General features: G+C 49.3%; 16 protein-coding genes. 6 read left to right on the plus strand and 10 right to left on the minus strand.

Annotated elements, in window-relative coordinates:
* Positions 1–131: 131 nt before the first annotated feature.
* The 3 genes from OGY67_RS05385 to OGY67_RS05395 are packed head-to-tail and all read right to left on the minus strand — an operon-like array spanning position 132 to position 8,543.
* The gene (locus OGY67_RS05385) at positions 132–1,460 is read right to left on the minus strand and encodes an HlyD family type I secretion periplasmic adaptor subunit (RefSeq protein WP_194841943.1); all 1,329 of its coding nucleotides are present in this window, start codon (positions 1,458–1,460) and stop codon (positions 132–134) included.
* Positions 1,460–3,199 carry a type I secretion system permease/ATPase gene (locus OGY67_RS05390; protein ID WP_057067763.1) on the minus strand — a complete coding sequence of 580 codons (1,740 nt, stop codon included), beginning with the start codon at positions 3,197–3,199 and terminating at the stop codon, positions 1,460–1,462. Before OGY67_RS05390 ends, OGY67_RS05385 begins: the two co-directional genes overlap by 1 nt.
* A 10-nt stretch (positions 3,200–3,209) precedes the next feature.
* Complete coding sequence (locus OGY67_RS05395) at positions 3,210–8,543, minus strand: peroxidase family protein (protein WP_008784774.1); 5,334 nt, start codon at positions 8,541–8,543, stop codon at positions 3,210–3,212.
* Between the two features lie 632 nt (positions 8,544–9,175).
* On the opposite strand from OGY67_RS05395, the gene OGY67_RS05400 reads away from it, so the two are divergent.
* Both OGY67_RS05400 and OGY67_RS05405 read left to right on the plus strand, forming a co-directional pair.
* Positions 9,176–10,363 carry an OmpP1/FadL family transporter gene (locus OGY67_RS05400; protein ID WP_286573683.1) on the plus strand — a complete coding sequence of 396 codons (1,188 nt, stop codon included), beginning with the start codon at positions 9,176–9,178 and terminating at the stop codon, positions 10,361–10,363.
* Between the two features lie 237 nt (positions 10,364–10,600).
* Positions 10,601–11,230 carry a winged helix-turn-helix transcriptional regulator gene (locus OGY67_RS05405; RefSeq protein ID WP_008784772.1) on the plus strand — a complete coding sequence of 210 codons (630 nt, stop codon included), beginning with the start codon at positions 10,601–10,603 and terminating at the stop codon, positions 11,228–11,230.
* Positions 11,231–11,346: 116 nt separating this feature from the next.
* On the opposite strand, the gene OGY67_RS05410 is transcribed toward OGY67_RS05405, so the two are convergent.
* Positions 11,347–11,733 carry a KPN_03583 family lipoprotein gene (locus OGY67_RS05410; protein WP_286573685.1) on the minus strand — a complete coding sequence of 129 codons (387 nt, stop codon included), beginning with the start codon at positions 11,731–11,733 and terminating at the stop codon, positions 11,347–11,349.
* Positions 11,734–11,987: 254 nt separating this feature from the next.
* Between OGY67_RS05410 and OGY67_RS05415 the strand changes: the two genes are divergently transcribed.
* The 3 genes from OGY67_RS05415 to OGY67_RS05425 all read left to right on the plus strand — a co-directional run bounded on the left by OGY67_RS05415 (position 11,988) and on the right by OGY67_RS05425 (position 14,860).
* A complete protein-coding gene (locus OGY67_RS05415) occupies positions 11,988–13,970 on the plus strand; it encodes an alkyl/aryl-sulfatase (protein WP_213752245.1) in 1,983 nt (660 codons plus the stop codon).
* A 153-nt stretch (positions 13,971–14,123) separates the two neighbouring features.
* On the plus strand, positions 14,124–14,390 hold the full coding sequence (locus OGY67_RS05420; protein WP_008784769.1) for a type II toxin-antitoxin system TacA family antitoxin: 267 nt from the start codon (positions 14,124–14,126) through the stop codon (positions 14,388–14,390).
* Positions 14,378–14,860, plus strand: coding sequence for a GNAT family N-acetyltransferase (locus OGY67_RS05425; RefSeq protein ID WP_286573688.1), 483 nt, complete (start codon positions 14,378–14,380; stop codon positions 14,858–14,860). Before OGY67_RS05420 ends, OGY67_RS05425 begins: the two co-directional genes overlap by 13 nt.
* A gap of 297 nt (positions 14,861–15,157) precedes the next feature.
* Here the strand turns inward: OGY67_RS05425 and OGY67_RS05430 are convergent, their stop codons facing one another.
* From OGY67_RS05430 to OGY67_RS05455, 6 genes are all read right to left on the minus strand, one after another.
* On the minus strand, positions 15,158–16,345 hold the full coding sequence (locus OGY67_RS05430; protein WP_079934034.1) for an OmpP1/FadL family transporter: 1,188 nt from the start codon (positions 16,343–16,345) through the stop codon (positions 15,158–15,160).
* A gap of 92 nt (positions 16,346–16,437) precedes the next feature.
* Positions 16,438–17,553 (minus strand): DUF4056 domain-containing protein, encoded by a 1,116-nt coding sequence (locus OGY67_RS05435; protein ID WP_079934033.1) that lies wholly within the window; start codon positions 17,551–17,553, stop codon positions 16,438–16,440.
* Positions 17,554–18,666, minus strand: a complete 1,113-nt coding sequence (locus OGY67_RS05440) for a BamA/TamA family outer membrane protein (protein WP_240500723.1) — start codon at positions 18,664–18,666, stop codon at positions 17,554–17,556.
* Positions 18,667–18,683: 17 nt separating this feature from the next.
* Positions 18,684–19,622 carry a hypothetical protein gene (locus OGY67_RS05445; RefSeq protein WP_008784763.1) on the minus strand — a complete coding sequence of 313 codons (939 nt, stop codon included), beginning with the start codon at positions 19,620–19,622 and terminating at the stop codon, positions 18,684–18,686.
* Between the two features lie 28 nt (positions 19,623–19,650).
* Complete coding sequence (locus tag OGY67_RS05450) at positions 19,651–20,766, minus strand: BamA/TamA family outer membrane protein (protein ID WP_286573694.1); 1,116 nt, start codon at positions 20,764–20,766, stop codon at positions 19,651–19,653.
* Complete coding sequence (locus tag OGY67_RS05455) at positions 20,766–22,379, minus strand: mechanosensitive ion channel family protein (RefSeq protein WP_032943434.1); 1,614 nt, start codon at positions 22,377–22,379, stop codon at positions 20,766–20,768. Before OGY67_RS05455 ends, OGY67_RS05450 begins: the two co-directional genes overlap by 1 nt.
* Positions 22,380–23,005: 626 nt before the next feature.
* Here OGY67_RS05455 and OGY67_RS05460 point away from each other — a divergent pair.
* The gene (locus tag OGY67_RS05460; RefSeq protein WP_079934031.1) at positions 23,006–24,598 is read left to right on the plus strand and encodes an arylsulfatase; all 1,593 of its coding nucleotides are present in this window, start codon (positions 23,006–23,008) and stop codon (positions 24,596–24,598) included.

The following is a 24,598-nucleotide window of genomic DNA, read 5'->3' on the forward strand; positions in this document are numbered from 1 at the left end:
AAGTCCAGTTCAGTGGTTCCAGATTTTGTCAGTAGTGTGACGGGAAGAAGGTTACAAGAAAGCAAAGCTGCCAGCAACGACAGAAAGCGGTATGGCGCGACAAGCCGTACGCCATACCGGCAATGGATGGTTCAATACTCTTTAAAAGCCAGTTCCAGACGGGCAATCAACGGTTTAAACAGGTAACTCATCAGGGTTCGTTCACCGGTCTTGATCGTCACGCTGGCGGGCATTCCCGCTTTAATTTTGTAATCGCCCAGCAAACGCGCGCCCTCTGCTGAAACCTGTACTTCCGCAAGGTAGTAAGGCTGCTGAGTGGTTTCATCAATTAAGCGGTCCGCCGAGATAGTCAGAACCCGGGCCGGAACCGACGGCAACAGGGCATGGTTAAGAGCAGGGAAAAGCACATCAACGGTTAAGCCGGGGACCAGTTTATCAATGGCATGCACGGGTATTTTGGCATCAATTTGCATGGGTTGTCCGGCGGCGACAATATCCATAAGATGTTCGCCGGGTTGAATGACGCCGCCCACGGTACTGACTTTAACATCCAGCACGATACCGTTAATCGGTGAGCGGATCTCGGTGTTATCCAGCTCGTGACGGGTGGACACCAGTTCATCCTCCAGCATCGCCACTTCTTTTTGGTTTTCCGTCAGTTCAGACTCAACTTCACGTAAATATTGATGACGCACCTGGTAGGCTTTAATTTTTAATTCGTTTTGCTGCGATTTCAGTTTGGCAATATTAAGAATATCTTCTGAAACGCTGCCAGATATTTCAGCCGCTTCGCGCTCCAGCACCAGTAATTGCGCTTTGGGGTAATAGTTCTTTTCGCTCAGCGCGCGAATAGCCCCCAACTCCCGGTTAATCAGAGAAAACTGGTGGTCGCGATAGCCTTTTATTTTATTGAGATTATCCGTTTGCCCAACCAGACCATCGAGCGTCTCCTCAATCATCGACAGTTCGTCCTGAATCGTTTTGCGACGCGTATCGAAAAGCTTAGCCTGCAGATTTCTGACTTCTGTCAGCCGTTTATTGCCAGAGAATTGCTGCGTCAGCGTCGTATTAAAGCGGATCGCTTCCAGGCCATCGCGTTCTGCCAACAGGCGATCTTCGATACTTTTTGCAGAAATATACTGGGCATTTAACGCGCTGAAACGCATTTCGAGCTGCATTTTATCCAACCGGACGAGAACCTGATTTTTCTTCACGAAGTCGCCTTCTTTGATAAAGATATCCGTTACCCGACCGCCGCTCAGATGCTGAATGGTTTTGCGGTTACTCGATACGGTTACCGTACCATCAGCGACCACGCCCGCATCTAATGGAGCTTGCACTGCCCAGAGGATAAAACTACCGACACCAAGCACAATGACGATCACGCCCCGGATAATCGGCGACCAGATATTGGTATCTACGCCAGCAGATGCCGTGTTGTGGGGATTCTTTTTCATCATCAGGCCTCACGTTGCTGTTCAGTCGTGGATGGAGAAGGCGTAGCCACCGGTTTCAGTACGTTGGCCTGACGCAAATGGGCAAAAACCTGATCGCGAGTACCAAACTCCTGTATGGCGCCATCGTTAAGCAGCAAAACCTTATTGACCACGCCGAGCAGCGTCGGGCGGTGTGAGATAATGACGGTAGTTTGTCCCTGTGTACGCAGGGTATTGATGGCTTTAACGAGTGCAAATTCACCCGCGTCGTCAAGATTAGCATTCGGTTCATCAAGCACGATGAACGCAGGATTGTTATACACGGCGCGTGCCAGCCCGATACGCTGCCGCTGCCCGCCGGAGAGCTGGTATCCGCCTGCGCCCAACAGCGTGTCATAACCTTGCGGCAAGCGCAGGATCATCTCATGAACGCCTGCCAGTAATGCGGCGGCGACGATAAGCTCACTGTCATTCTGCGCGAAGCGGGCAATGTTTTGCGCGATGGTACCGTCAAACAGTTCCACATCCTGCGGCAGATAGCCAATAGACGGGCCTAGTAGCGCTTTATCCCACTGACAAATATCTGCGCCGTCTAATCTGACTTTCCCTGATAGCGGTTTCCAGACGCCAACCAGAACCTTTGCCAGCGAGGTTTTCCCTGAGGCTGAGGGGCCGATAATCCCCAGAACTTCACCTTGCTCCAGCTGGAATGAGATATTACGCAGTAGCGGGGAAGGCTGGCCGGGGGCAGCGGCGAAGACGCTTTCGACGCTGATGTTGCCGTTCGGACGCGGCAGGGTCAGTACCTCTTTCGGTGCCGGATACTCCTTCAGCAAGGTTGAGAGCTGATGCCACGCGCTACGAAACTGCACGAACTGCTTCCAGCTGCCAATAACTTGTTCTACCGGGTTGAGGACGCGGCCAAGAATGATCGAGGCGGCGATCATCAAGCCCGGAGTAATATGGCCGCCGATCACCAGTAAAGCCCCGGCACCCAGCGCAATAGATTGCAGCAACACCCGCACAAAGCGGCTGAGGCTACTTAACCCGGCCGTTTTGTCGGCAATCTGCGTTTGTAGTGCCAGCACTTTGTTATGTTGCTCCTGCCAGTTGGACTTCAGGGTCGAGAGCATACCCATCGCCTCAATGGCATCGGCGTTTTGCAGCTGTTTATTCAGTTTGCTGGCATTGTTAATGGTTAAGGCGTGCGCTTGCTGAATCGGGCGCTTGGTAGAGATTTCAGATACCAGCGTCAGAATGAATAATAACGTTATTCCGCCGAGAGAAAGGTATCCCAGCAGGGGATGGACCAAAAAGGCGATGAACAGATATATCGGCGTCCAGGGAATATCCAGTAAGGCGAACAGACTATTCCCGGAAAGAAACTGACGAACCTGATCCAGTTCGGCTAAAGATTGCGCCGGGTTGTTATCGCCGGTAACCATCTTTCTTTTAAAGGCTGCGTTAAAGACCAACTGGCTTAGCTTTATATCAAGCCGGTTGCCAAGTCTGACCATAACCTGCGCGCGGGCAGATTCAATCATGGCAATAACGATGTACAAGCCGACAATTAATAAGGTCAACATTAACAGCGTGGTGGTATTTTTACTGACCAGCACACGGTCGTAAACCTGTAGCATATAAATTGCCGGCGCCAGCATAAGCATATTAATCACACAACTAAAAAACAACAGCATCAGAAAAGTGGGCTTCGTTCCCTTTAATGCATCATTCAGTTCTGTTGGCGTATGCTGGCGCGACATAGTCTTCTCCTTATACGATCAATGAACTATTGCCGTTGTTACTGGCAAGGGTAGTGGGCATTTCCAGATAAAAGTCACCAATATTCACGGTGGTCGAATTGACGCCCACCAATGTGATGGTATCTGTACCGATAGTCACAATGGTGTTGCCATTGTTTCCGGTGATAGACACGCTGCTGGCAAAATTACCCGCGTTGATACCTAACAAGACGAGATCAAGGAAGTCCTGCCCGCCGTTGGGGTTACTGTCAAAACCGGTAATTCGGTCCTGCCCAAAGTTGGCGCCAAAGGCGAAGATATCGCTCCCGGCACCACCGTCCAGAATGTCGTTACCTTCCTGACCATTAAGAATATCGTCCCCGCTACCGCCGGAAAGGGTATCCGCGCCCGCACCGCCAATCATGACGTCGTTGCCAACTCCACCTTGCAGGTTATCAGCGCCATCTCCGCCATCGAGGAAGTCATTCCCGATACCACCAAACAACTGGTCGTTACCGCCCATGCCGAACAGATAGTCGTTACCGGTCCCTCCCGTAATGGTGTTCGCAATGGCATTACCAGTACCGATAAAACTACCGCTGCCGGTAAATACCAGTTCTTCCACGTTATCGGTGAGGTCGTAGCTGCTGAGGTTAGTTCGGACAACGTCCGTGCCGCCATTCACACCTTCGATAACTACATCACCGAAATCATCAACAATGTAGGTATCATCGCCCGTGCCGCCGGTCATACTGTCGGCACCAAGCCCGCCATCAAGCGTGTCATTACCGGCATCACCTTGCAGAATATCTTGCCCCGCCTGACCAGAGAGGTTGTCGTTTCCCGCACCGCCAATGAGCAGATCGTCACCTGCACCGCCGAGTAAGGTGTCATTACCGCCTTCACCGCGTAGGATATCGCTCCAGGCAGTACCGACGAGGGTGTTAGCCCCGTTGGTACCCACAATCAGATCGCCCACGGGCTGGGTGGTGGTCGACGTCAGGACAACAGGGGGGTTGCCTTCATCGTCGACGACGGTAACGACCACCTGCAACGTTCTGCCAACCATAGCCTGACCCGGCGTATAGGTGGCGGAAGTCGCGCCGTTAATATTGACGAATCCGGTTGGCGAACTCATTCTCCATTGATAAGTGAAATTACCGCCGCTCAGACCATCGGCGTCAGCAATGCCTGAAACCACCGCGGTCAGCGTCAGGCTTTCAGTTGGGGTGAGGTCGTTAATTACCGGCACACCAGTCGTGGCCTGATTTCGCGGTAGGATCGCCTGAGTTTGTGCCGACACCAGGGTTTCAGCGTCACCCATGCGGTCGTTAAAGCTGGCTACCACACGCAGCGGTGCGCCCTGAATAGCACCAGGCACTCTGAACTCAACGCCGGTTGCCTGATCTCGCCATTGGCCGTTGACGAATGCCTGCCAGGTCATGGTGATGGCCACATCCGCCGCAAGCCCGTTACCATCCAGCAAGTTCGCCACGTTGACGCGCAGCAGGTCGCCCACCGAAGGGTTAGGGTTACTGATGGTCAGATCGCCCGTCGCTTGTTGCCCCGTCACCCACAGCTGCTTCCCATCGCCAAACTCCAGTTTTTCGATGTTCAACAGACGATCGATGCCATCATTCAGGTTCAGCGCGGCATCCGGCGTGGCGTGATCGACGCGCAGGCTACCGTCCGCCATACGGGTAAAGACATAGTTGCTGCTGACATCACGGTACACCGCGACGTCAGTTTCCGTGCCGTTACCTTCATGCAGGATTTCTCGCACAATCGACAGCTGATTCGGTTTCAGCGTGCCGGCCAGCATGTACGATTTCAGTTCAGCCATACCTTCGGCGCTGGTGAGTCCCGCCATACCCGTAACGGCAATACGCACGTTGAGCCATGCATCACCATCAATGATATCGTTACCGGCTTTACCCATAATGCGGTCGCTACCGCCACCGCCGAGTAAAATATCGCTACCATCATCAGGATTCAGGAGCACCGCGTCCGGATTTGTAGAACGCTCTACGCCGAGAATAGCCTGTAAACCGGTGATCCGATCCGCACCTTCCTGGGTCAGGTTGTTAGAGAGGGGAACGCCCTGAACAGGCGCAGTACCTATCGGCTGTTCTGTCCCGGTCAGGATATCGTCGTATTTCCAGCCCGACAGCCCTTCAACAAGATCAAAACGGTCGCGTAGAATAAACTCCTGCTGGTTGACGAAAATAGGGATCCCAAGGTCAGAGTTAGCGCCATTTGGGTCGCCTTTATGGATAGCCCAGTCGAAACCGGCCATGCCATTATTGCGCTGGATCCCCGCGCCCTGAACCATGATGTCGTCACCGGCTTCGCCATCGTAGTCGGTGTCGTTACCCTGACCGTTGAGGACATCGTGACCGATAATGGTACTGTTGAAGAACAACTCAGAGTTGTCACCCGCCAGCGTGTCAAACCCGTCACCGCCTTCCAGCCAGTCATCGCCTTCGTTGCCCATCAGGAAATCACCACCTGAACCGCCAAGCGCAAAGTCGTTATCCTGACCCGAGAAGACCTCCTGTGCATCTTCGCCGACCACCACGAAGTCGCTACCACTGCCACCAAAGACCAGATCGTTTCCGTTACCGGAGAAGATAACGTCATGTCCGGCATCACCGTGCAGGAAGTCCGCATCACCAACAGGCGTACCGGTATCGGTAATAATGTCATCACCGTCACCGCCATGGACCACGTCTGCTTCGTCGCCGCCGTCCAGTCGGTCATCTCCGCCATCACCCCACAGACTGTCGATCCCTTTACCGCCGATTAACGTATCATTGCCTGCCGTCCCTCCAAGCACCACATGCCCATCGCCGGTATATTTCAGATACCCGCCATCGGCAAAACTATCGCCGTCAACATCCACACCTGGGTCGCGACGCACCAACAACGGCGAGAGCAGATCCTTCAGCGGATTACCCCATTTCGGGTCGATTTCCGTTTGCAGCACGCGGTTCACTTCAAAAATATGGTCCGGTGTCTGGAACAGATTTGCGGGCAGGTGGGAGGATCCCTCATCACCAAGATCGCTGTTACGCATTACTAGTGCGGAAAACGAGTTGGCCTCCAGTTCATTGAGTAAGTTCAGTCCCTGAACGCGGCTCAGATAGTAGAAACGATCGCCGTCCTGAAGCATTTCCATTTGTGTTTCAAAGACGAAGTTGAAGGTTGAGCCTAGCATGCCGCCAAATTCATTTTTGCGCTCTGCCAGCCCGCCAATCCAGAAATCGACCATATTCAGGCCGGTCTCTTTGGTTGCCCACGCTCCGGTACTGTTAAAGAAATCCATCGCATCCGCAGGCGGGGCATTGTTAGCATCACCAAACAACAGGAAGTTTACCGCTGCACGCTTACCTTCAAGGCTGGTGGCATTGAGGATCAGCTCATGCTGACCATAGGCGGCCATAAAGTTAATGATTGAAGCGGGATTTTTCAGGTAGGTAGTGAAGTCAGCCCAACTGGTATAAGGCTTCAGTTGACTATCACCGCTTAATGCAAAAAACTGCTCGCGGGCCTGGTTCAGCGTCGGCATTGCGGTGTCACGGCCACGGGCTATATTAAGCGCGCCTAAATCGAGGGGCAGGCCGATGAGATTATTACGCAGAGCATCGGTAATAAATTCATCAATTTCGTTACCCACCTGACGCGTCATACCACGCACAATTGCGCCAATAGCCTGATCGTCTGTGACGGTGGCCCCGTTGATTTGATTAAATGCCACCGGATTCAGGAATGCTGAAATCAGGTCAATATCACCGCTTTGCATATCAATGTCGGTGCGCGCTACGGTTTCTGTCAGCATTGAATGCCCGAAACGGTAAACCACATGCGCAAACTCGGCAAAGATCATCGGGTTTATATCCGCCGTGTTGGAGAAAACAAACGGATCGACGGCGGGTTGTACGGTACGGGCAAACTCCTCGAATACGAGGTGCTGATATTGCATTTCCGTGGAGAAACGACCTGCCTGGAATAGGTACTCACCGTTCCATACCAGCGTACTGGTATCGGCAGGTAATTCCGTGATTTGATGATTGGGCATCAACCACTGATTAATGAGGTCGATATCACCGGTTTCCAGCAGTGTTGTTTTATATTGCTCAACCAGACGGTTATGCTCGCTGTGAAAAACGGCATGCACCGCGGTTAAACCTATATTTTCGTTCCCACGCCCGTCACCGGTAATAAAGTGACGATCGAGCAGTTCGTTATCATAGGTTCCTGCCGGTTGCGCTCCTTCGCCCCCAATCGCAGTGTCATCATCTGCCAGCAGACCCGCTTTTGGCGCGGCAGTATGCGCAATATCATCAAGAAACGCATGGCCGGTGCGGAATGTTCCCTCAGGCAACAGACCGCCGTTGGCTTCAACCAGTCCCCCGGTGGTAACAATCTGTACCTTTCCATTTTCACTTAAAATCAAATTACCATAGCGATCCGTAGCCAGCAGGGGAACATTAAACACATCCTGATCGGTGAGTTTAATGCCAAGCAGAGTTTCAGCCTGGTTTTTAACGTCGGCCCAGGTCGCCAGTCCACCGTTCGCACCGCCTAATAAATTCCCGGTAGGCTCAGGTTTCCCATCAATAATGACGTATTCGCGGATGAAAATCTGATGTGAAGGATGGGAGGTGTAGGTTTGGTTTTGGTCGATGAAGGGGGTAGTCAGGTTTACTGTCTCTCGGTTTTCATCCACCGTTGCCCGGGTTAATAGCATAAAGTTTGTCGACGACCCTTCAACATATAAAGGGTCATCCGGCTGTAGCGGAATGAAAACGATACCGTTGCCTCCTTTGGGAATCAAATCCAGACCGTGGTCAAAAAACTGGCCAAAGAAGGTCATCCAGCCGTTAAAAGCAGGGGAGAGACCGATATCGGGAGACTGGTTAGGAATGGATAACGTTTCTCCGTCTCCTGTAATAGTCCCCCCGCCGGGAGCATCTTTTAACGCGTTAAATACCTCCAGTGCGGCTGGGTTAGATGCCGTTTGATCGGAAATTAAGTTACTAATAATACGTGGGTCGGCATCAATAACTGTGCCACCAATTTGGATATAACTGGTCATTTGGTCCGCATCTTGCCAGTTTAACGCGGTTAATCTCGGCATTGTCTGGTCGGCAGAGCCATATAACTCCTGACCCGGTAGAAGATTATTCCATGAACCATCTACCGTGCGAAGTCCATAAGGTAATAGCGGGCTGGAAACTAATTCTCTAAGCAATTCAGCATTAACGCTACCATCTGGGTTAGTTGCCGCTTCGGATATTTTGATCTGCTTAAGAATAAAAGCAAGATCATGCAGGGTGACAGTAAAGTCATATTGTGAGGCCATAAGTCATTACCCCTATCTTTACCTGTATTAGCTATCATCACTCTTTTCTTCCGCTTACAAAAAATGACAGAAGAATGAGTCGTATCAGATACCTGATTGTTATTGCATGATTAAAAGTCCATATTTTAAAAATGATGTATCCATGACCAGATTAGCGTTATTCTCCTGAAGATTAGTTAGCACAATAAGATATTCACGTCACTTATATATTAGGTTTTAGAGGTTAATGATCATCGTGTCTCATTGAAATCAAAGACATATTTGAGACACGAAGTTTTGAGAAGACAAGGTCTCCTCAAGGCTGTAAAGGTTTTACTTTTTAAAACGCATATTACAGTTATGTGATGATCATAACTATGGTTTTTCCGTTGGCGACTTCACTCATACTTTTTTATGAAAAGATTAAATTTTCATTTCTTTACATTAGAATTTATGTCAAATCACTTATTAAGAAGAGTTCTCATTAAGTCGACTTTTAAGATGTCGTTGTGTTGAATTATAAAATTTAATATTGGATAAAATTTAACACGACATCATTCCTGATGCCTGATTATGCTATTAGCATAAATCAATACCGTGTGATAGCTGACCCTACGTTTAGTAAAGAACGACCTCTCCAAACAGGTAATACAATGAAAAAAAATATAATTTTTCTCTCCGGGATAATCTTTTCATCGGTCGGTCACGCCAGTGCGCTCTATTTCTATGAAATCGGAACGGAGGATACCGCACTGGCTGGTGCAGGGCAGGCCGCTCGTGCTCAGGATGCCTCTACGCTGTTAACAAACCCTGCGGGGATGACTCGTTTACCTGAGCATATGGTCACCGGAGGATTACAGGCGATGGGCGGAGATATTCCCTATACGCTGAATAATACAACAGATGGCAGACAAAGCCCCGGTAATGTAATGACGCTTTTCCCCAATGCCAGCATGTTTTATACGCAACGGCTGAGTGATACCGTTTCTGCCGGTTTGGGTTTGTACGGCAACTATGGGTTAGGTATCGACTTCGGCAACTGGGCAGGGGATCGGTTAATTAAACAAAGTACCATGGTTGCGATGACGCTGAGTCCCGCTGTTGCATGGAAACTAAGTGATAAGGTGTCGGTTGGCGCAGCTGCAGGGCTAAACTATGGTTTTCTGTCGCTAAGCAGAGATGTCGATGGCCACGATGAGAAACAAAGCGATCATGACTGGGCGATGAATTACCACCTTGGGTTATTAATGGACATAACTGACAATACTCGGGCGGGTGTAACCTGGACCAGCAAGACTGATTATCATTTTAATATAGACGGGACAGCGCGTTTTCCCAATATACCTAATATTGGATATGATCTGCCGATCTCCACACAGGTCCGTGCTCCGCAGCAGGTGATGTTTAGTCTGGTTCACGATATCAACTGTCAATGGTCAGTGATGGGCGATCTTGGCTGGCAGGACTGGAGTCAGTTTGGCAGCCCGCAGATTACAATAAATGGTCAGCAAAGCGATCGTGATAATCGTCTGAAAGATACATGGCATACAGCGTTGGGCGTGCAATATCATCCCGATGAGCAGTGGCGCATTAATGCCGGTATTGCGTATGACAGTTCACCGTACAAATCGCAAAGTGATGTAGTGCTTTCGATGCCAACCGGCGATGAATGGCGACTTGCCACCGGTGCACAGTACCAGATTACGCCAGCCAGCAATATTGGCGTTGCCGTTGAGTATTTGCACATGCAGTCGTCCAACGTCAAATCTGATATCTTTGCAGGCCAGTATAAGAACCCGTGGTTATGGTTTGCCAGTGTCAACTACAGCTATCAATTCTAGCGCCGTTATTCCCGATTAAATATCTCACGCATTGTTAATAGTCACCATAGCGGATTATCTATCCGACAGTGTCTGGTAACCGTCTGCTGGTGGTCGTATCACACACGCTCGTTTAAATAAAAATAAATTTGTACTTTTATTATTGAGCTATTTATGGTTTTAATATGAATCTGTACTACCTTCATGGAATATAGGTAAAAGCATATTGTTTTCAATCTAAATAATACAGGTTTGATTATGCAAATTTCACCTCCGGTACGCCCAGAACAAAGCATACAACGTTTAATGCAAGCACTTGAACCGATTGCAGAAAAGATGAAGGTTGTGCCGCGGCGGCGTATCATGTGGAAATACAAGAATAAGCCTCAACTCTACCTTTTTTTGCAAGGGGAGCTGTCCATTTTACGTTCTTCTGATGGTCTGTTAATCGTGACCGTCTATGAACCCCATCTGTTCGGTATTGCCGAAATGATCCAACCGGTACACGGCCATTTATTGCGCGCTGAAGCTGAATCAACCTTATTACGCGTCGATGCCGATAAAGCACGAGAACTCTTTCATCAACAAGGCTTGTGGGAAGATGCGGCGGCAGTGCTTTCATATCATACGGGTTATCTCTTTTATCGTGATGATTTAGTCGTACAGCAGCGTACTTATTCAGTGATACGTAACCACCTCGAAGAGATGATTTTGTTGCCGGAAGAGACGCGCAAGCGTGTTTCTATTTTGGATTATATTCAGGATCGGACCCACTTATCGCGCAGCAGTGTTTTAAATGTTGTATCTGCGTTAAAAAAAGGAGGGTATATTGATTTTGAACGCGGAGGGTATCTTACTTCCATCAATAAATTACCTGAGCGCTTTTAAATAAACCCACAAACAAGTTACAAATCGATTTTCTAATTTTAATATTCTATTGTAGTGGCATGCTATATATCAATCGCAAGAAATCCTCCTCATCATTCTCTGAGGAGGATTTTTTGTTATTCAATAAGAGAGTTCACGGACTGATTAATGCTTAACAGTCCTGTTTGATTATGCTCCTTATAATAAAAATTGTTCATTTGCTGCATTTGTTCGAGCTTGGTTAAAGAAGCATAAACCTGGTATGCCTGGCTATGAACGTCAAACATCTCTCTTGGCTTAACCTCATGAAGATATTCATTTTTTAACGAAATCACGACGTTTTCAATTTGCTGTTTATTATCCTGGTATAAGGACAGGGATGCCGAGTCACTACTTGATTTTGACTCGGGTTGTGCCTGAACAACAGGGATCACCATTTTATTGATTTTAACAACTTTCTCTGGGGGAGAAGTATTACAGCCAGAAAGTATCCAAGTGATGAGAAGTAGATAGAGAGTGCGCATATATAGTGTTCTAAAGGCAATGGATGCCAGCCATTATCTTTTTATACAGTCAGGTGTCTACAGCTATTTTGTTTAAATAAAAACAAAAGGAAATTTAAAAATAAATGTCATTGCATTACATTGTTTCATAAGACCATGTTAGCCTACGAGCATTAGATCATAGAAACCTGATAAATACAGTATTACGGAAGCTTCTCAACAATCAGAGCAGCAGGGTTTCTTTCTTCTTGATAATATATTATTAGCGAGGATTTATGAAACTTAATAAACTAGTAAGTTATCTGGCTTTAGCTGGTGTGTGTTCAACATCATTAATATCACTACCTGTATTGGCACAGGAAGGGGCAAAAGATGCGACTGCTCAGACCAAAAGTGCGAATGACGCCTTATATGGTCAATTGCCATTCACTGATAAAACCGATTTTATAAACGCACATAAAGGTTTTATTGCTCCGCTTCCCAGTGAATTGATTAAAGGTAAGCAGGGAAATGTTGTCTGGGACCCTCAGCAATATGCCTTTATCAAAGAGGGCGAAAAAGCCCCCGACACGGTTAATCCAAGCCTGTGGCGTCAGTCGCAGTTGATCAATATTGGCGGCTTGTTCCAGGTCACCGATGGCGTGTATCAAATCCGTAATCTTGATCTCTCGAATATGACAATTATGGAAGGGAAAGAGGGTATTACGGTCATTGATCCGTTGGTATCGGCAGAAACCGCGAAAGTGGGAATGGACCTTTATTATAAGAATCGCGGTAAAAGACCCGTTGTTGCCGTCATTTATACGCACAGCCATGTTGACCACTACGGTGGCGTCCGCGGCGTGATTGATGAAGCGGATGTGAAATCCGGTAAAGTGAAGGTATATGCACCGGCTGGTTTTATGAAGGAAGCTGTATCTGAAAATATTATGGCAGGTAACGCCATGAGTCGCCGAGCCAGTTACATGTATGGCAATCTGTTGAAACCGGATGCAAAAGGTCAGGTCGGTGCGGGTCTGGGGACGACAACCTCCGCCGGTACGGTGACGCTGATTGAACCCACTAACTATATTACCCACACCGGGCAGAAAGAAGTTATCGACGGTCTAACCTATGACTTCATGATGGCGCCGGGATCGGAAGCACCTTCTGAAATGCTGTGGTATGTAGAAGAGAAGGGAATGATCGAAGCTGCAGAGGATGTCACCCATACGCTGCATAACACTTATTCATTACGTGGCGCGAAGATCCGCGATCCGCTGGCATGGTCAAAATATATCAATGACGTTATTGGCCGCTGGGGTGGAAAGGCAAACATTATTATTGCTCAGCATCACTGGCCGACCTGGGGTAATGAAAATGTGGTGAAGTTAATGAAAAGTCAGCGTGATATGTACCGTTACATCAACGATCAGACGCTGCGCATGGCTAACCAGGGGCTGACCCGTGACGAAATCGCCGCTAACTTCAAACTGCCGTCTGGCCTGGAAAAATCATGGGCCAGCCGTGGATACTATGGTTCTGTCAGCCATGATGTGAAAGCAACGTATGTCTTTTACCTCGGCTGGTTCAATGGTAATCCGGCAACACTGAATGAATTACCGCCCGTTGATGCCGCGAAGAAATATGTCGATTATATGGGCGGCGCCGATGCAATCATGCAAAAAGCGAAAACTGATTACGCCCAGGGCAATTACCGTTGGGTGGCGCAAGTCACTAACAATATCGTCTTTGCTGATCCGAGCAATAAAGAAGCCCGTAATCTGGAAGCAGATGCCCTTGAGCAAATGGGTTATCAGGCTGAGTCCGGTCCATGGCGTAATTTTTATCTGACTGGTGCACAAGAATTACGCAACGGTGTGGTGAAAGGCGCGACGCCAAATACCGCCAGCCCGGATACCGTTAAAGCCATGTCACCTGAGATGTTCTTTGATTATCTCGCGGTACATATTAACGGAGAAAAAGCGGCAAATGCGCAGGCAGTCTTCAACGTCGATTTAGGTGCTGACGGCGGTAAATACAAACTGGAACTGGAAAACGGTGTTCTTAACCATAGCGCTGATGCACAGGCCAGCAATGCTGATGCCTCCATTACGCTTAACCGTGCAACGTTGAACAAAATTATTCTCAAGGAAGAATCGCTGAAACAGGCAGAAGAGAAGGGTGATGTACAAATTTCCGGCAATCATGCCAAGCTTGATGAGTTCCTCGGGTATTTAGATAGCTTTGATTTTTGGTTTAACATGGTAACGCCTTAACTGTAGAGACAAACCATGCCATAACCCGCCAGCACTGGCGGGTTTTTTATTGTTGCTTATCAGAGTATTGAGTTGTACGAGACTGTATAGCAGTTGCTATACATAAGCCTTATGATATGCTTGTAAAGCAATTGCTATACAAGAGGCTTAATAATGAAATCAGATGTCCAGCTCAACCTTAGAGCTAAAGAATCCCAACGCGCACTTATTGATGCGGCCGCAGAGATTCTACATAAATCGCGTACAGACTTTATTCTGGAAATGGCCTGCCAGGCGGCAGAGAACGTTATTCTCGATCGCCGAGTGTTTAATTTTAATGATGAACAATACGCTGAGTTTATCGAGATGCTTGATGCTCCGGTTGCCGAAGATCCCGCTATCAGGAAGCTACTGGCAAGGAAACCACAGTGGGATTTGTAACCGCACCAGAACCGCTAACTCACATTCATCAATTGGCGGAATTTGTCAGCGGAGAAATTGTTCTCGATGATTGGTTAAAGCAAAAAGGGCTAAAAAATCAGGCTCTCGGCGCAGCCAGGACGTTTGTTGTCTGCAAAACAGACACGCGACAAGTCGCTGGCTTTTATTCACTGGCCACTGGTAGCGTCAACCACACAGAAGCAACAGGCAATCTTCGGCGTAACATGCCAGATCCAATCCCCGTAATTATCCTTGCCAGATTGGCCGTAGATCTTTCTGTTCGTGGAAAAGGGTTAGGGGCCGATCTGCTTCACGATGCGGTACTGCGGTGTTACAAAGTGGCAGAAAATATTGGCGTGCGTGCCGTTATGGTGCATGCGCTCACAGACGAAGCTAAACGTTTTTATCTTCACCACGGATTCAAAGCATCTCAACTGCAGGGACGAACTCTGTTTCTCAGGCTTTCATGATTGTAATGAGCAGAGGAGGTCAATGGCCAAACGTGGGCCACATGGGGATTCAACTGAGTACGTATCAAATTGCATTTAACATAATATACATTATGCGCACTAACGTAGATAAAGGCTGAATCTGATGTTTTATGGTCATCCTTGTGCTGCTCAATAATGACGCCTCAAAACCCTTTCAAGCACAGTTGCCTCAACAGCGCTAACAGTTCTGGATGATGGCTCTCGACTACAGCTGGTTATGCAAATAGCTGTTTTATGTCTTCTACAATTCCACCGCGACTCTCACTTCACTGAACATTAAAACTGATAACTGTAGTTCACACTGGCAAACCACAGATACGGATTATCGTAACTCCCCTGATAAATTGATGGTGACTGTACGTGGGACGACTGCATATGCAGATACGACACGGCAGCACCGATATTGCTTTGTGGTGTAATTTGATATTGCGCTCCGGTAGCAAATCGCCATTCATCACCGGTCGGCAACGTCAGCGCCACATCGCTTTGCGAATTATAGACCGTACTATCAAATGCTACGCCCGCATTCAAACGCCATTGTTCCGTAGGTCGAAATTGCACACCTAAAGCCGTATGCCACGAATCCTTAAGACGACTGGACTTATCAACTTCTTGCCCGACCACCGTTATTTGCGGCGCGCCGAACTGACTCCAGTCCTGCCAGCCAAGATCGCCCATCACTGACCACTGTTTATTAATGTCATGAACCAGACTTAACATAATCTGCTGTGGAGCACGTACCTGCGCAGAAATAGGCAAATCGTATTCCACGTTCGGTAAGTTCGGGAAACGCGCTTTGCCGTCAATATCAAAATCGTACTCAGTTTTGCTGGTCCAGGAGATACCGGCCCGGGTTTGATCGGTCAGTTCCATTAATAATCCCAGACGATAGCTCATCGCCCAGTCATGATCCTTTTCTTTTTCATCGTTGCCATCAACATTTCGAGTGAGTGACAGAAAACCGTAATTGACGTTAACAGAGCCCCCAACGGAAACCCTGTCACTAAGCTTATAAGCCAGCGATGGACTGAGCGTCATCGCAACCATGGTGCTTTTCTTAATCAGCCGGTCGCCGGACCAATTGCCAAAATCGATCCCCAGACCGTAATTTCCGTATAGCCCAATACCAGCATAAAGATCGTCATTCACCTTCTGGGCATAGAATGCGCTGGCATTTGGAAAGAAGCGCATGATGTCACCGGGACTTTTACGCCCCGTCTCGTCTTCAAGTGTGTAGGACACATCACCATCCATTGCCTGTAATCCACCGGTGAACATATGATCCGGAAGTCGCGTCATTCCTGCGGGGTTAGTCACGATGGTGGAGGCATCCTGCGCACGTGCTGCCTGCCCCGCCCCTGCCAAAGCCGTATCTTCGGTGCCTATTTCATAAAAATAGAGTGCGCTAGCTTGTGCTAACGGCGAGCAAAAAAGACTAAGATAAATCAAGGTCAATTTTTTCATAGGCCACCTGCAGAATTTCTTCATTATTGAAGTAGTTAGCGTCTGTAAAAGCGTAGCTCGCAGCATTTAAATTGTCAGGCAAAAGCACCGGATTAAAAGCGCGACTTGTGCATACGTTCGAGCTGGATTTTGTCTGCTTCACTCGCTGTGTCAGCCAGGGACTGAAAACTATCTGGTGCGTAATAAGTTTTCGGTCGCGGAAGCGATTGCATGGAAGTGCCCGGGTAAATTTGTAACTCGCCCAGGCGCGCAAGCCGATATCCTTCGATCACGGCGGGAAAAGTCAGTTGCAGTGGCGTGGCGTTCTCGTACGAAACTGGGGTTGGTAACCGGTTATGCTCAAGATTATAGTTACGCTTTAACACCAGAAATTTATCTGGAACCCTACGTTTACTGTTCCACCAGTCACCGTCCAATTCGCGAAACTTACGCTCAGTTTCAGTCCGGGTTGCGACGCCAAGTTGCAGTAAAACCCGCTGCAGTTCGCGATCCACCGCCGCGTTGTAGGCCGCAATGGATTCCACCCTGCCCTGTAAAATCACGTTGATGGCGATACGAGCACCCAGTAGATTTGAATAGAGATCTTCCGGGGAAAATGCAGAAATCTGCTCAGAAAAACCGGGAACAGACTCGAATCCATACCACTGTGCAATTTCGTGCCATTGAGCCAGTTCAAAGGCCAGATTCCCCGCCAACCAGGCGGCCAATGTGTAACGCTGCGCCATTGCTGCAGGAGGTGTGAAACCGTGTAGCTGTATCCGTCTGACGCCCAATTCTTCGCTGTAAAAAAAACGCCACTGTTGACCAAGTTTTGGATAAATACGAGAAAAGAGGTAAAAGGTGTTATCCGCCGTATCGCGAACGTGCGCTATGTCGATAAAACCCCCACGGTGGGTATAAAGCAGTCCGTTTTTTTCCTCACTCAGTCCAACGATATTTTTCACGGCCCCCAACGCACTATCGTTATAGTGATGACGCCCCAGTGAATCTAACGTTAATACATTGCCAATCTGGTAGACAGGGATCGGCACACCTATCGCCCTGACATGAAGATCATAGCCAAACGCGCAGCATGGGCGTAGTGACTCCGGCGGTGCTAAATGGCCGACAACGGGATATGCCTTATGCGCTTGTTTAAGAGTGAGGCCAGGAACTTCCGCGCAGGCAAATCCGGCTACCAGCAGTAAAAACAGAAATCCTTTAGCCATTCAGAATGCCTCCGCAATTTGAAAATAGAATCCTGCACTCTCTCTCCCAAAACCTAAATCCAGGCGGATATTCATGGCGGGCTTCACTTCAAAGCGATAACCGACACCCGCATTAGGTAAGATCGGATGATGTCCCATATCGTCAATGTTTCTGCCTAAAGCTCCTGCGCCCAACCACAACACGTAACCATGTCGCCAGTTGAGTTTTTTTCGATATTCCACCTGCCCACTTACCACATCCTTATCCCGATAACGCCCCTGGTAATACCCCCGCAGACGGCGGTCGTCTCCGGCCATTGATAAACGATCCCACGGCACGTCTCCACGAGTGAAACGTCCCCATAAATCGAACGCCAGCACAGTCCTGTCATCAAGTAAAAGGTAACGATCGTACTGAATCTGTGCTGCCGTAAAATGAGTATCTGAACCAAAAGACGGATCAAACCAGGTGTACTCCAGCTTAAAATAGTGTCCATGCTGTGGCCGCGTGACAACGTCACGCGTGTCGTAACTCAGACTTACACTGGGTCCAGACGATAACGGCGATGTCTGCGCATTATTTAGGCTGAACACGTCCCCCTGATGCGGATCGTCAACGTCCGCCTGCATAGAAGAAAAATCCCAACCCGCGCCGAGATAAACGCGTTCAGCGATTTCTCGCATCAATACAGGATGCAAACTCACGGAGTTGTTGGTGTAATCCTGTTCATTACCCTGGGCTGCGTCGTAGCCAATGCCCCAAAAACCCGTTGGCACTTTGTTCACTGAGCCGTCCACAAACAATCGCCAACGGTCGTCGGTAAAAAAGGTATAACTGCTGATCCCCATTCCCAACGCCCCGCTGGCACTGACATAACCCGTCAAGGAAACAGAAGAGTTCTGAGTTGTTTTATCTGCCGCATCCACCCGGTAGATCCCCGCCACCGCCATGCCAAGACCCAGCTTCAGCTCTGGAGTGTAAAATGGCCCCGGCAACACGCTCCAGTTCACCCCTTTTGCCGGATCGTACTGGTTATCCGCACCCAGCTTCCCGAGGAAAGCGTCAATTGAGGGTTGATCCAATGTTAACGCCTCCGCAGACCAGGTCGTCAGAGCCAATAGCGATGTCAACATGACGCGATAACCGTTCATCAGAAGCGATATTCACCGGCAATAAAGAAGCTATTGCGTTCGTTAAATCCAAACTCCGTCAGGACGTTAAATTGTGGTGTCATTTCAAACTGAGTCCCCAGCAGCATGTTCCACGGAGAGGTCAGATTCTGTTTAACATCAAATCGCCCGTTGCCATCCTGGTTTACGGCCTGGATCAGTGGCTGAAGCTCAGCGGGCATATGCAGATCGGAGAGGCTACCCCTGAACTCCTGCTGCACGTTCTGGTACATACTCCCCACCCAGACGCTCAGATGCGATTCGCCCACCGGCCCCTGAAATTTAAAGCGATACCCAACACGGGGAGACACGGTAAGGGCTGAAATTTTGCCATCCAGAATGTCAAAATCAGTACGGGTATAGTTGGTATCCACCAGGGCAAACCAGTTTTCGTATCCTCCTGCCAAAGTAATACCGGTTCCCCAGGTTGTGCCTTTAAAATCTAGAACAAAATCAATATCCTGTAGCTCACCGCTCTGATAAAGCTGATGCACAGATGATGCGATAATGCGGTCAACACCGGTGTAGCGCGAAGGGTCTGCATCTACTGAAACATTCGAGACCGACGATCCGCGTGTGTGCCCTACCAGCCCGTAAATGTTCAAAAACGGGAAGACCCACATGTCCAGACGTAGGTTTTCAGTTTTGCTCTGTTCACGCGTATGGCCGGCATCAATATTGAACATATCGACAGGAATCGGGTGATTGCCAAGCGCCAGTCCGGAAAAACTGATGCTATCGACATCAATATTTTGCCGCATGTTCATATAGCTCAGGTTGATGCCAAACGGTAGCGGAATGGCATATCCCCGCGCCCTGGCCTCCTCGCCCCAAATCGGAAACGTGCTGGCATCAGTTTCAGCTGCGCTGGCCACGCCGGAAACCCACAGCAACGGAACAACCGCGTGGAACCATTTCATTATTTGTCCTCATTCATTCCGCTCATCCCTACAGGCCAGAGCCAACATTAAAATAAACTGCTTGTTCGTTATCGCTAAAAGCGACATCTACACCGGTACGCAGTCCGTATTCGCGCGCAATCAAATATCGAATACCGCTGCCCCAGGCCACTTCTGCGCTACGGTAAAGCTCTGATGTACTGTCTGCCGCACTTCCAGCACCGACAAAACCCAAAACAATCCAACGCGACGACATTTGCCAGGCTAACTGCGTCTGAACGGTACTCACGTCATCCCCCTGATAGCGATAGCGAGAGATACCACGAAGTTCGATATAAGGGCGCGCCATTGGTGGCAGATGTTTATCCTGCTGCGACAGCGTTTGATAGTCCCCTGCAAGTGAAAGCGTCCAGTCGGCGTTCAGTGGCAGGAAAAACTTGCCTTCGAGCGTCAGCAGGTCATAGCGATAGTCGCCCCCAAGATAGTGGCCGTAGAATTGATACTCGCCGCTAAGAGAAAGCCCGCGTCCGGGCCAAAAGAAGTTATCGGTTGTGTCGTATTCCGCTACCAGCCCCAATGCAGAGGTGATGCTGCTTTCACCCAATAGCTGCCGCCATACCTGGTTGACGAGCGGATTATTGCGGGCAGAGATATCCATCTTTGCCCAGAACTGTGATGCTCCCAAAAAAACGGGAGAATCCCCTGCGCGAAAGAGAAGCTTTTGCATACCGCCATAACCGCGAGTTTCGGTTTCCACGGCTCGGTTATTGCCAAAGCCCAATACGTCACCAGAATATATATCCAGATTGACATCGGCATAGCCTCCTGCAACCAGATAGCGAATGTGGTCATCCTGCCAGGTGTGGCGATGCCCTCCACCTACAAACCAGGTACCGTTTTGCGTTCCGCCACCGCCAAACGCGCTCATGGCCGGGGGAATAAACTGCCCATCAACCTGTCGTCCCTTGCCATGCAGAAACAGACCGAACAGGCCGCCGCCATAACCAATGGCCGGTTCGGTAATAACCAGCGGAATCGGTAGAAAACCGTACGGGTTTTCTTGTAAATAACGGCTCATGTCCACCATGCCGTCTTCAGGATCGATAAGCCCTGTCGCCATAGCGCGCCAGCACAGCAGAGGAATTAGCAGAAAAAGCCAACGCATTATTTCCCGCCTTCAGGCGGTGTTGCGGGTGCGGTATACCAATTCTCTTTGGCCACCATCACGCTGTTTTCTGGTTGTAGCACAAAATTCGGAGACATAATCTGCACGTTAAATTCGTTGAAGACGTCCTGAATATTGCTGTGCAGTTCATTACGGGCATCAGCCAGTGATACATCCGGCAGCAGGCGCACCTGCAATTCATAGGAAATATACCAGTCCATCAGACTCAGCTGACGCACCAACGGCGGCTGTGAAAGATCGATTCCTTTGGCCCGCTTGGCTGCCAACTCCAGCATTGCGTGGACCTGGCGCCAGGGCGTGTCGTAGCCAATGGTAACGCCGACCGTCAGGTTGACGCCGCCGTTAGTGCTTTGTGCGCTAAGGTTAGTAATTTTTCCACTAACCACTACCGCATTTGGCACGGTGACCACGTAATTTTCACGAGTGATAATTTTGGTCGCGAGCATACCAATTTCGCTTACCAATCCCTCGTTGTCCGCTACCCGAATCATGTCGCCTTTGCGCAGCGCGCGCGAATAGATCAAAACCAGTCCACTCATTGCGTGGTTCATCACCCCGGCCGACCCCAGCGTGAGCATCAGGCCAAAGAAAACGCTGATACCTTTAAACGCCAGTGAATTGGCACCGGGCAAAAAGGGATAGGCTGCAGATAGCGCAAAGAGCCACACCACCACAGAGATCAACTTCCGGGTTGCGCCCACGGTTTCAGGGTGAATTCCAGGCAACTGCAAACGCCCTGCCTCCACCTGGTTGAGAACCACTTTAAGCAACTTCAGGATGAAGGCCGTGATGAGAAAAATGATCAGGACGATCATCAAGCCAGGTAACGCTGAGACAATCGACAATGCAATATCACGCACTACGCGTACAGACCAGTCACCAAGGGACTCTCCCCAGACGCGCGTCCAGGGAAACAGGCTAAAGACCCAACTCAGCCAAACGTAAAGTGCAACGATACCCAGCAGGATCATCAACAGTGCGTACAGGCGTGTCTCGATAGCGCCGATAAAACGCCGCCAACTCTGGGGGATCCAGCTTTTGTTCTCAAAAATGCGACGACGATAAACGCGTCTGACCCAACGCCAGGAACGGTATGCACCGAACCAAAACAGTACCAGTCCCACCAGACCAGCCACCGTTTTCACCGCCGACAGCGCCAGCCAGCCGCTGTTATACTGATCGCTCAATGCAGACCGCTGCGCCTCCATGCGCGCCAGTACGCGCTGCGCCGCCTGGTCGAGCGTAAGATCGTCTCCTTCGTCGAGATCGCCTTGTGTCAGCAACATCACCGGTTTACCGTTCATCACGATAAGCCTTCCCGGCTGGTTATAACGCGTGACCGACACAACCTGTAGCGGTTCGCGAACATCGGCTTCAGTGAAATTTCGTAGCGTATTGCGGATGCGTAGCACCCGCTCTTCTGGCGTGGTAAGGCCGAATTTCGCCTGGAGCATGACAATCGGTTGATGAAAAATATAAACCGTTCGCGCGCGTTCCTTTTCGGTGGGCTCCTGACGAGGTTCCGCCGCATATGTGTTAACAACCAAAGAGGAAAGAAAGCACATTAAAAAAGCGATCACAATCCTGTTCATATTCGCCACCGAAAACACGAGAATTATCGTTATTATTCAAAAAGCCAACGCAAATTTGATTGCTTTTTTTAGCATAGACCAGCCTTTCACTTACGCAATGTTAGTGATAAAGAGATCTTCATTTCATGTGAAAGATGACATTGCCTTTCAAAGGTTCTTTTCCTCATTACTAAATATAAGCGTTCGATTATCCCCTCTGATAAAAAGGTAAATAACGCTTCCCTACGGGGTCAGTCAGCGTATCCATTCGTAAAGAAATAGCGCCTCTTTGACCTGAATAGAGCATTTGGCAGCTATGTATCCGCGTGGCTTGCATAGCGTCCTGGTGCATAAAATTAACTGTCAGTGTGTGTTGCATCGATTCAGCATTATGTTGAAATCCAATAATGATAACTTCTTCCATAATTTATTATTAAATAACTTCCAGATGGAATAACCCCTCCGCCTTAATTAAGCTGCATTAAATTAATCACGATGCGAAAGATATGCCCTGCATTATTCATATTTTTGCAGGAATTCTCGAATAGTTATCTTGTGAAAGTAATTAACCTCCATTAGAAAAAATTTGGAGGATTTTTTTCGTGTCTATACTCAAAAGGCTTTCCTAATGAACGGAGTTCCCCACCATGCATAAAAGTGTCCCTTTTAGAAGGACGATGATTGCCAGTGTGCTAACGTTAGCAGCTGGCGCTGTGTCCACTGTTCATGCTGCACCGGCGACATCTACCGCACCGGAAAATGCGCCAAAGCAAGACTCATCTAAACCAAATATTGTCGTTATATTTGGTGATGACATCGGCTACTGGAACCTGAGTACCTACAATCAGGGCACCATGGGATATAAAACCCCAAATATCGACAGCATCGCTGCCGAAGGTGCCAAGTTCACCTCCTACTACGCTGAGCAAAGCTCGACCGCTGGCCGTTCTTCATTCATTACCGGACAAATGCCGTTCCGTACCGGGATGAGTAAGGTGGGGATGCCGGGGGCGCCGCAGGGTCTGCAAAAAGAAGATCCGACCATTGCGAACATCCTGAAGCAACTGGGCTACGCTACTGGCCAGTTTGGTAAAAACCACCTCGGTGATCGCGATGAATTCCTGCCAACCGCGCACGGGTTCGATGAGTTCATGGGTAACCTTTACCACCTGAACGCCGAAGAAGAACCGGAGAACCCGGACTACCCGAAAGATCCGGCCTTCCGCAAAGAGTTTGGCCCACGTGGCGTCATTAAGAGCACCGCCGATGGCAAGATTGAAGATACCGGTCCGCTTACCGTCCAGCGTATGAAAACCGTGGACGAAGAAACGCTCGCGGCCAACAACGACTTCATGGAACGTCAGGTTAAAGCCGGTAAGCCATTCTTCACCTGGTTCAATACCACCCGTATGCATAACAAAACGCACCTGAAAGACGGGAGCATTGGTGCTACGGGCCTTGGAACCTACGCCGACGGCATGGTGGAACATGACAAGATGATTGGTGAAGTGCTGCAGAAGATTAAAGATCTCGGCATCGAAGACAATACGATTCTCGTCTATACCACCGATAACGGCCCGATGACAGCAACCTGGCCTGATGCAGGCGAAACGCCTTTCCGCGGCGAGAAGAACACCGGTTGGGAAGGTGGTTTCCGCGTACCGGCGATGATTCGTTGGCCGGGCCACGTTAAGCCAGGCACCATTGTTGACGGCATTTTCGGCAGTAACGACTGGTTCCCTACCCTGGTTGCGGCTGCGGGCGATCCGAACATTAAAAACGAGCTGTTAAAAGGCTACAAAACGCCGTCCATTACCTACAAGGTGCACCTGGATGGCTACAACCAGCTCGACTACCTCCAGGGCAAAGGCCCGAATCAGCGTAAAGAATTCTTCTACTGGAGCGATGACGGCGATCTGCTGGCTATGCGCTACGAGCGTTGGAAAGTTCACTTTATGATTCAGGAGCATACCGGTCTTGATCTGTGGAAATACCCGTTCACCAAGCTGCGTACGCCGTTGATCTTTGACCTTGAGGTCGATCCGCTGGAGAAAGGCAGCGACGGTATGGGCTACAACTCCTGGTTCTACGACCGTCTGTTCCTTATGGGCGGCGCGCAGAAATACGCGAAAGAGATGCTGGAAACCTTCAAAGAGTTCCCACCGCGTCAGAAACCGGGTTCGTTCACCATTTCCGACGCTTCGGCGATGCTGGAACAAGGCTCTAATATCAATAAATAA

Origin of the sequence: Citrobacter sp. Cpo015 (assembly GCF_030333035.1) — a bacterium.
GTDB classification, from domain to species: domain Bacteria; phylum Pseudomonadota; class Gammaproteobacteria; order Enterobacterales; family Enterobacteriaceae; genus Citrobacter; species Citrobacter portucalensis.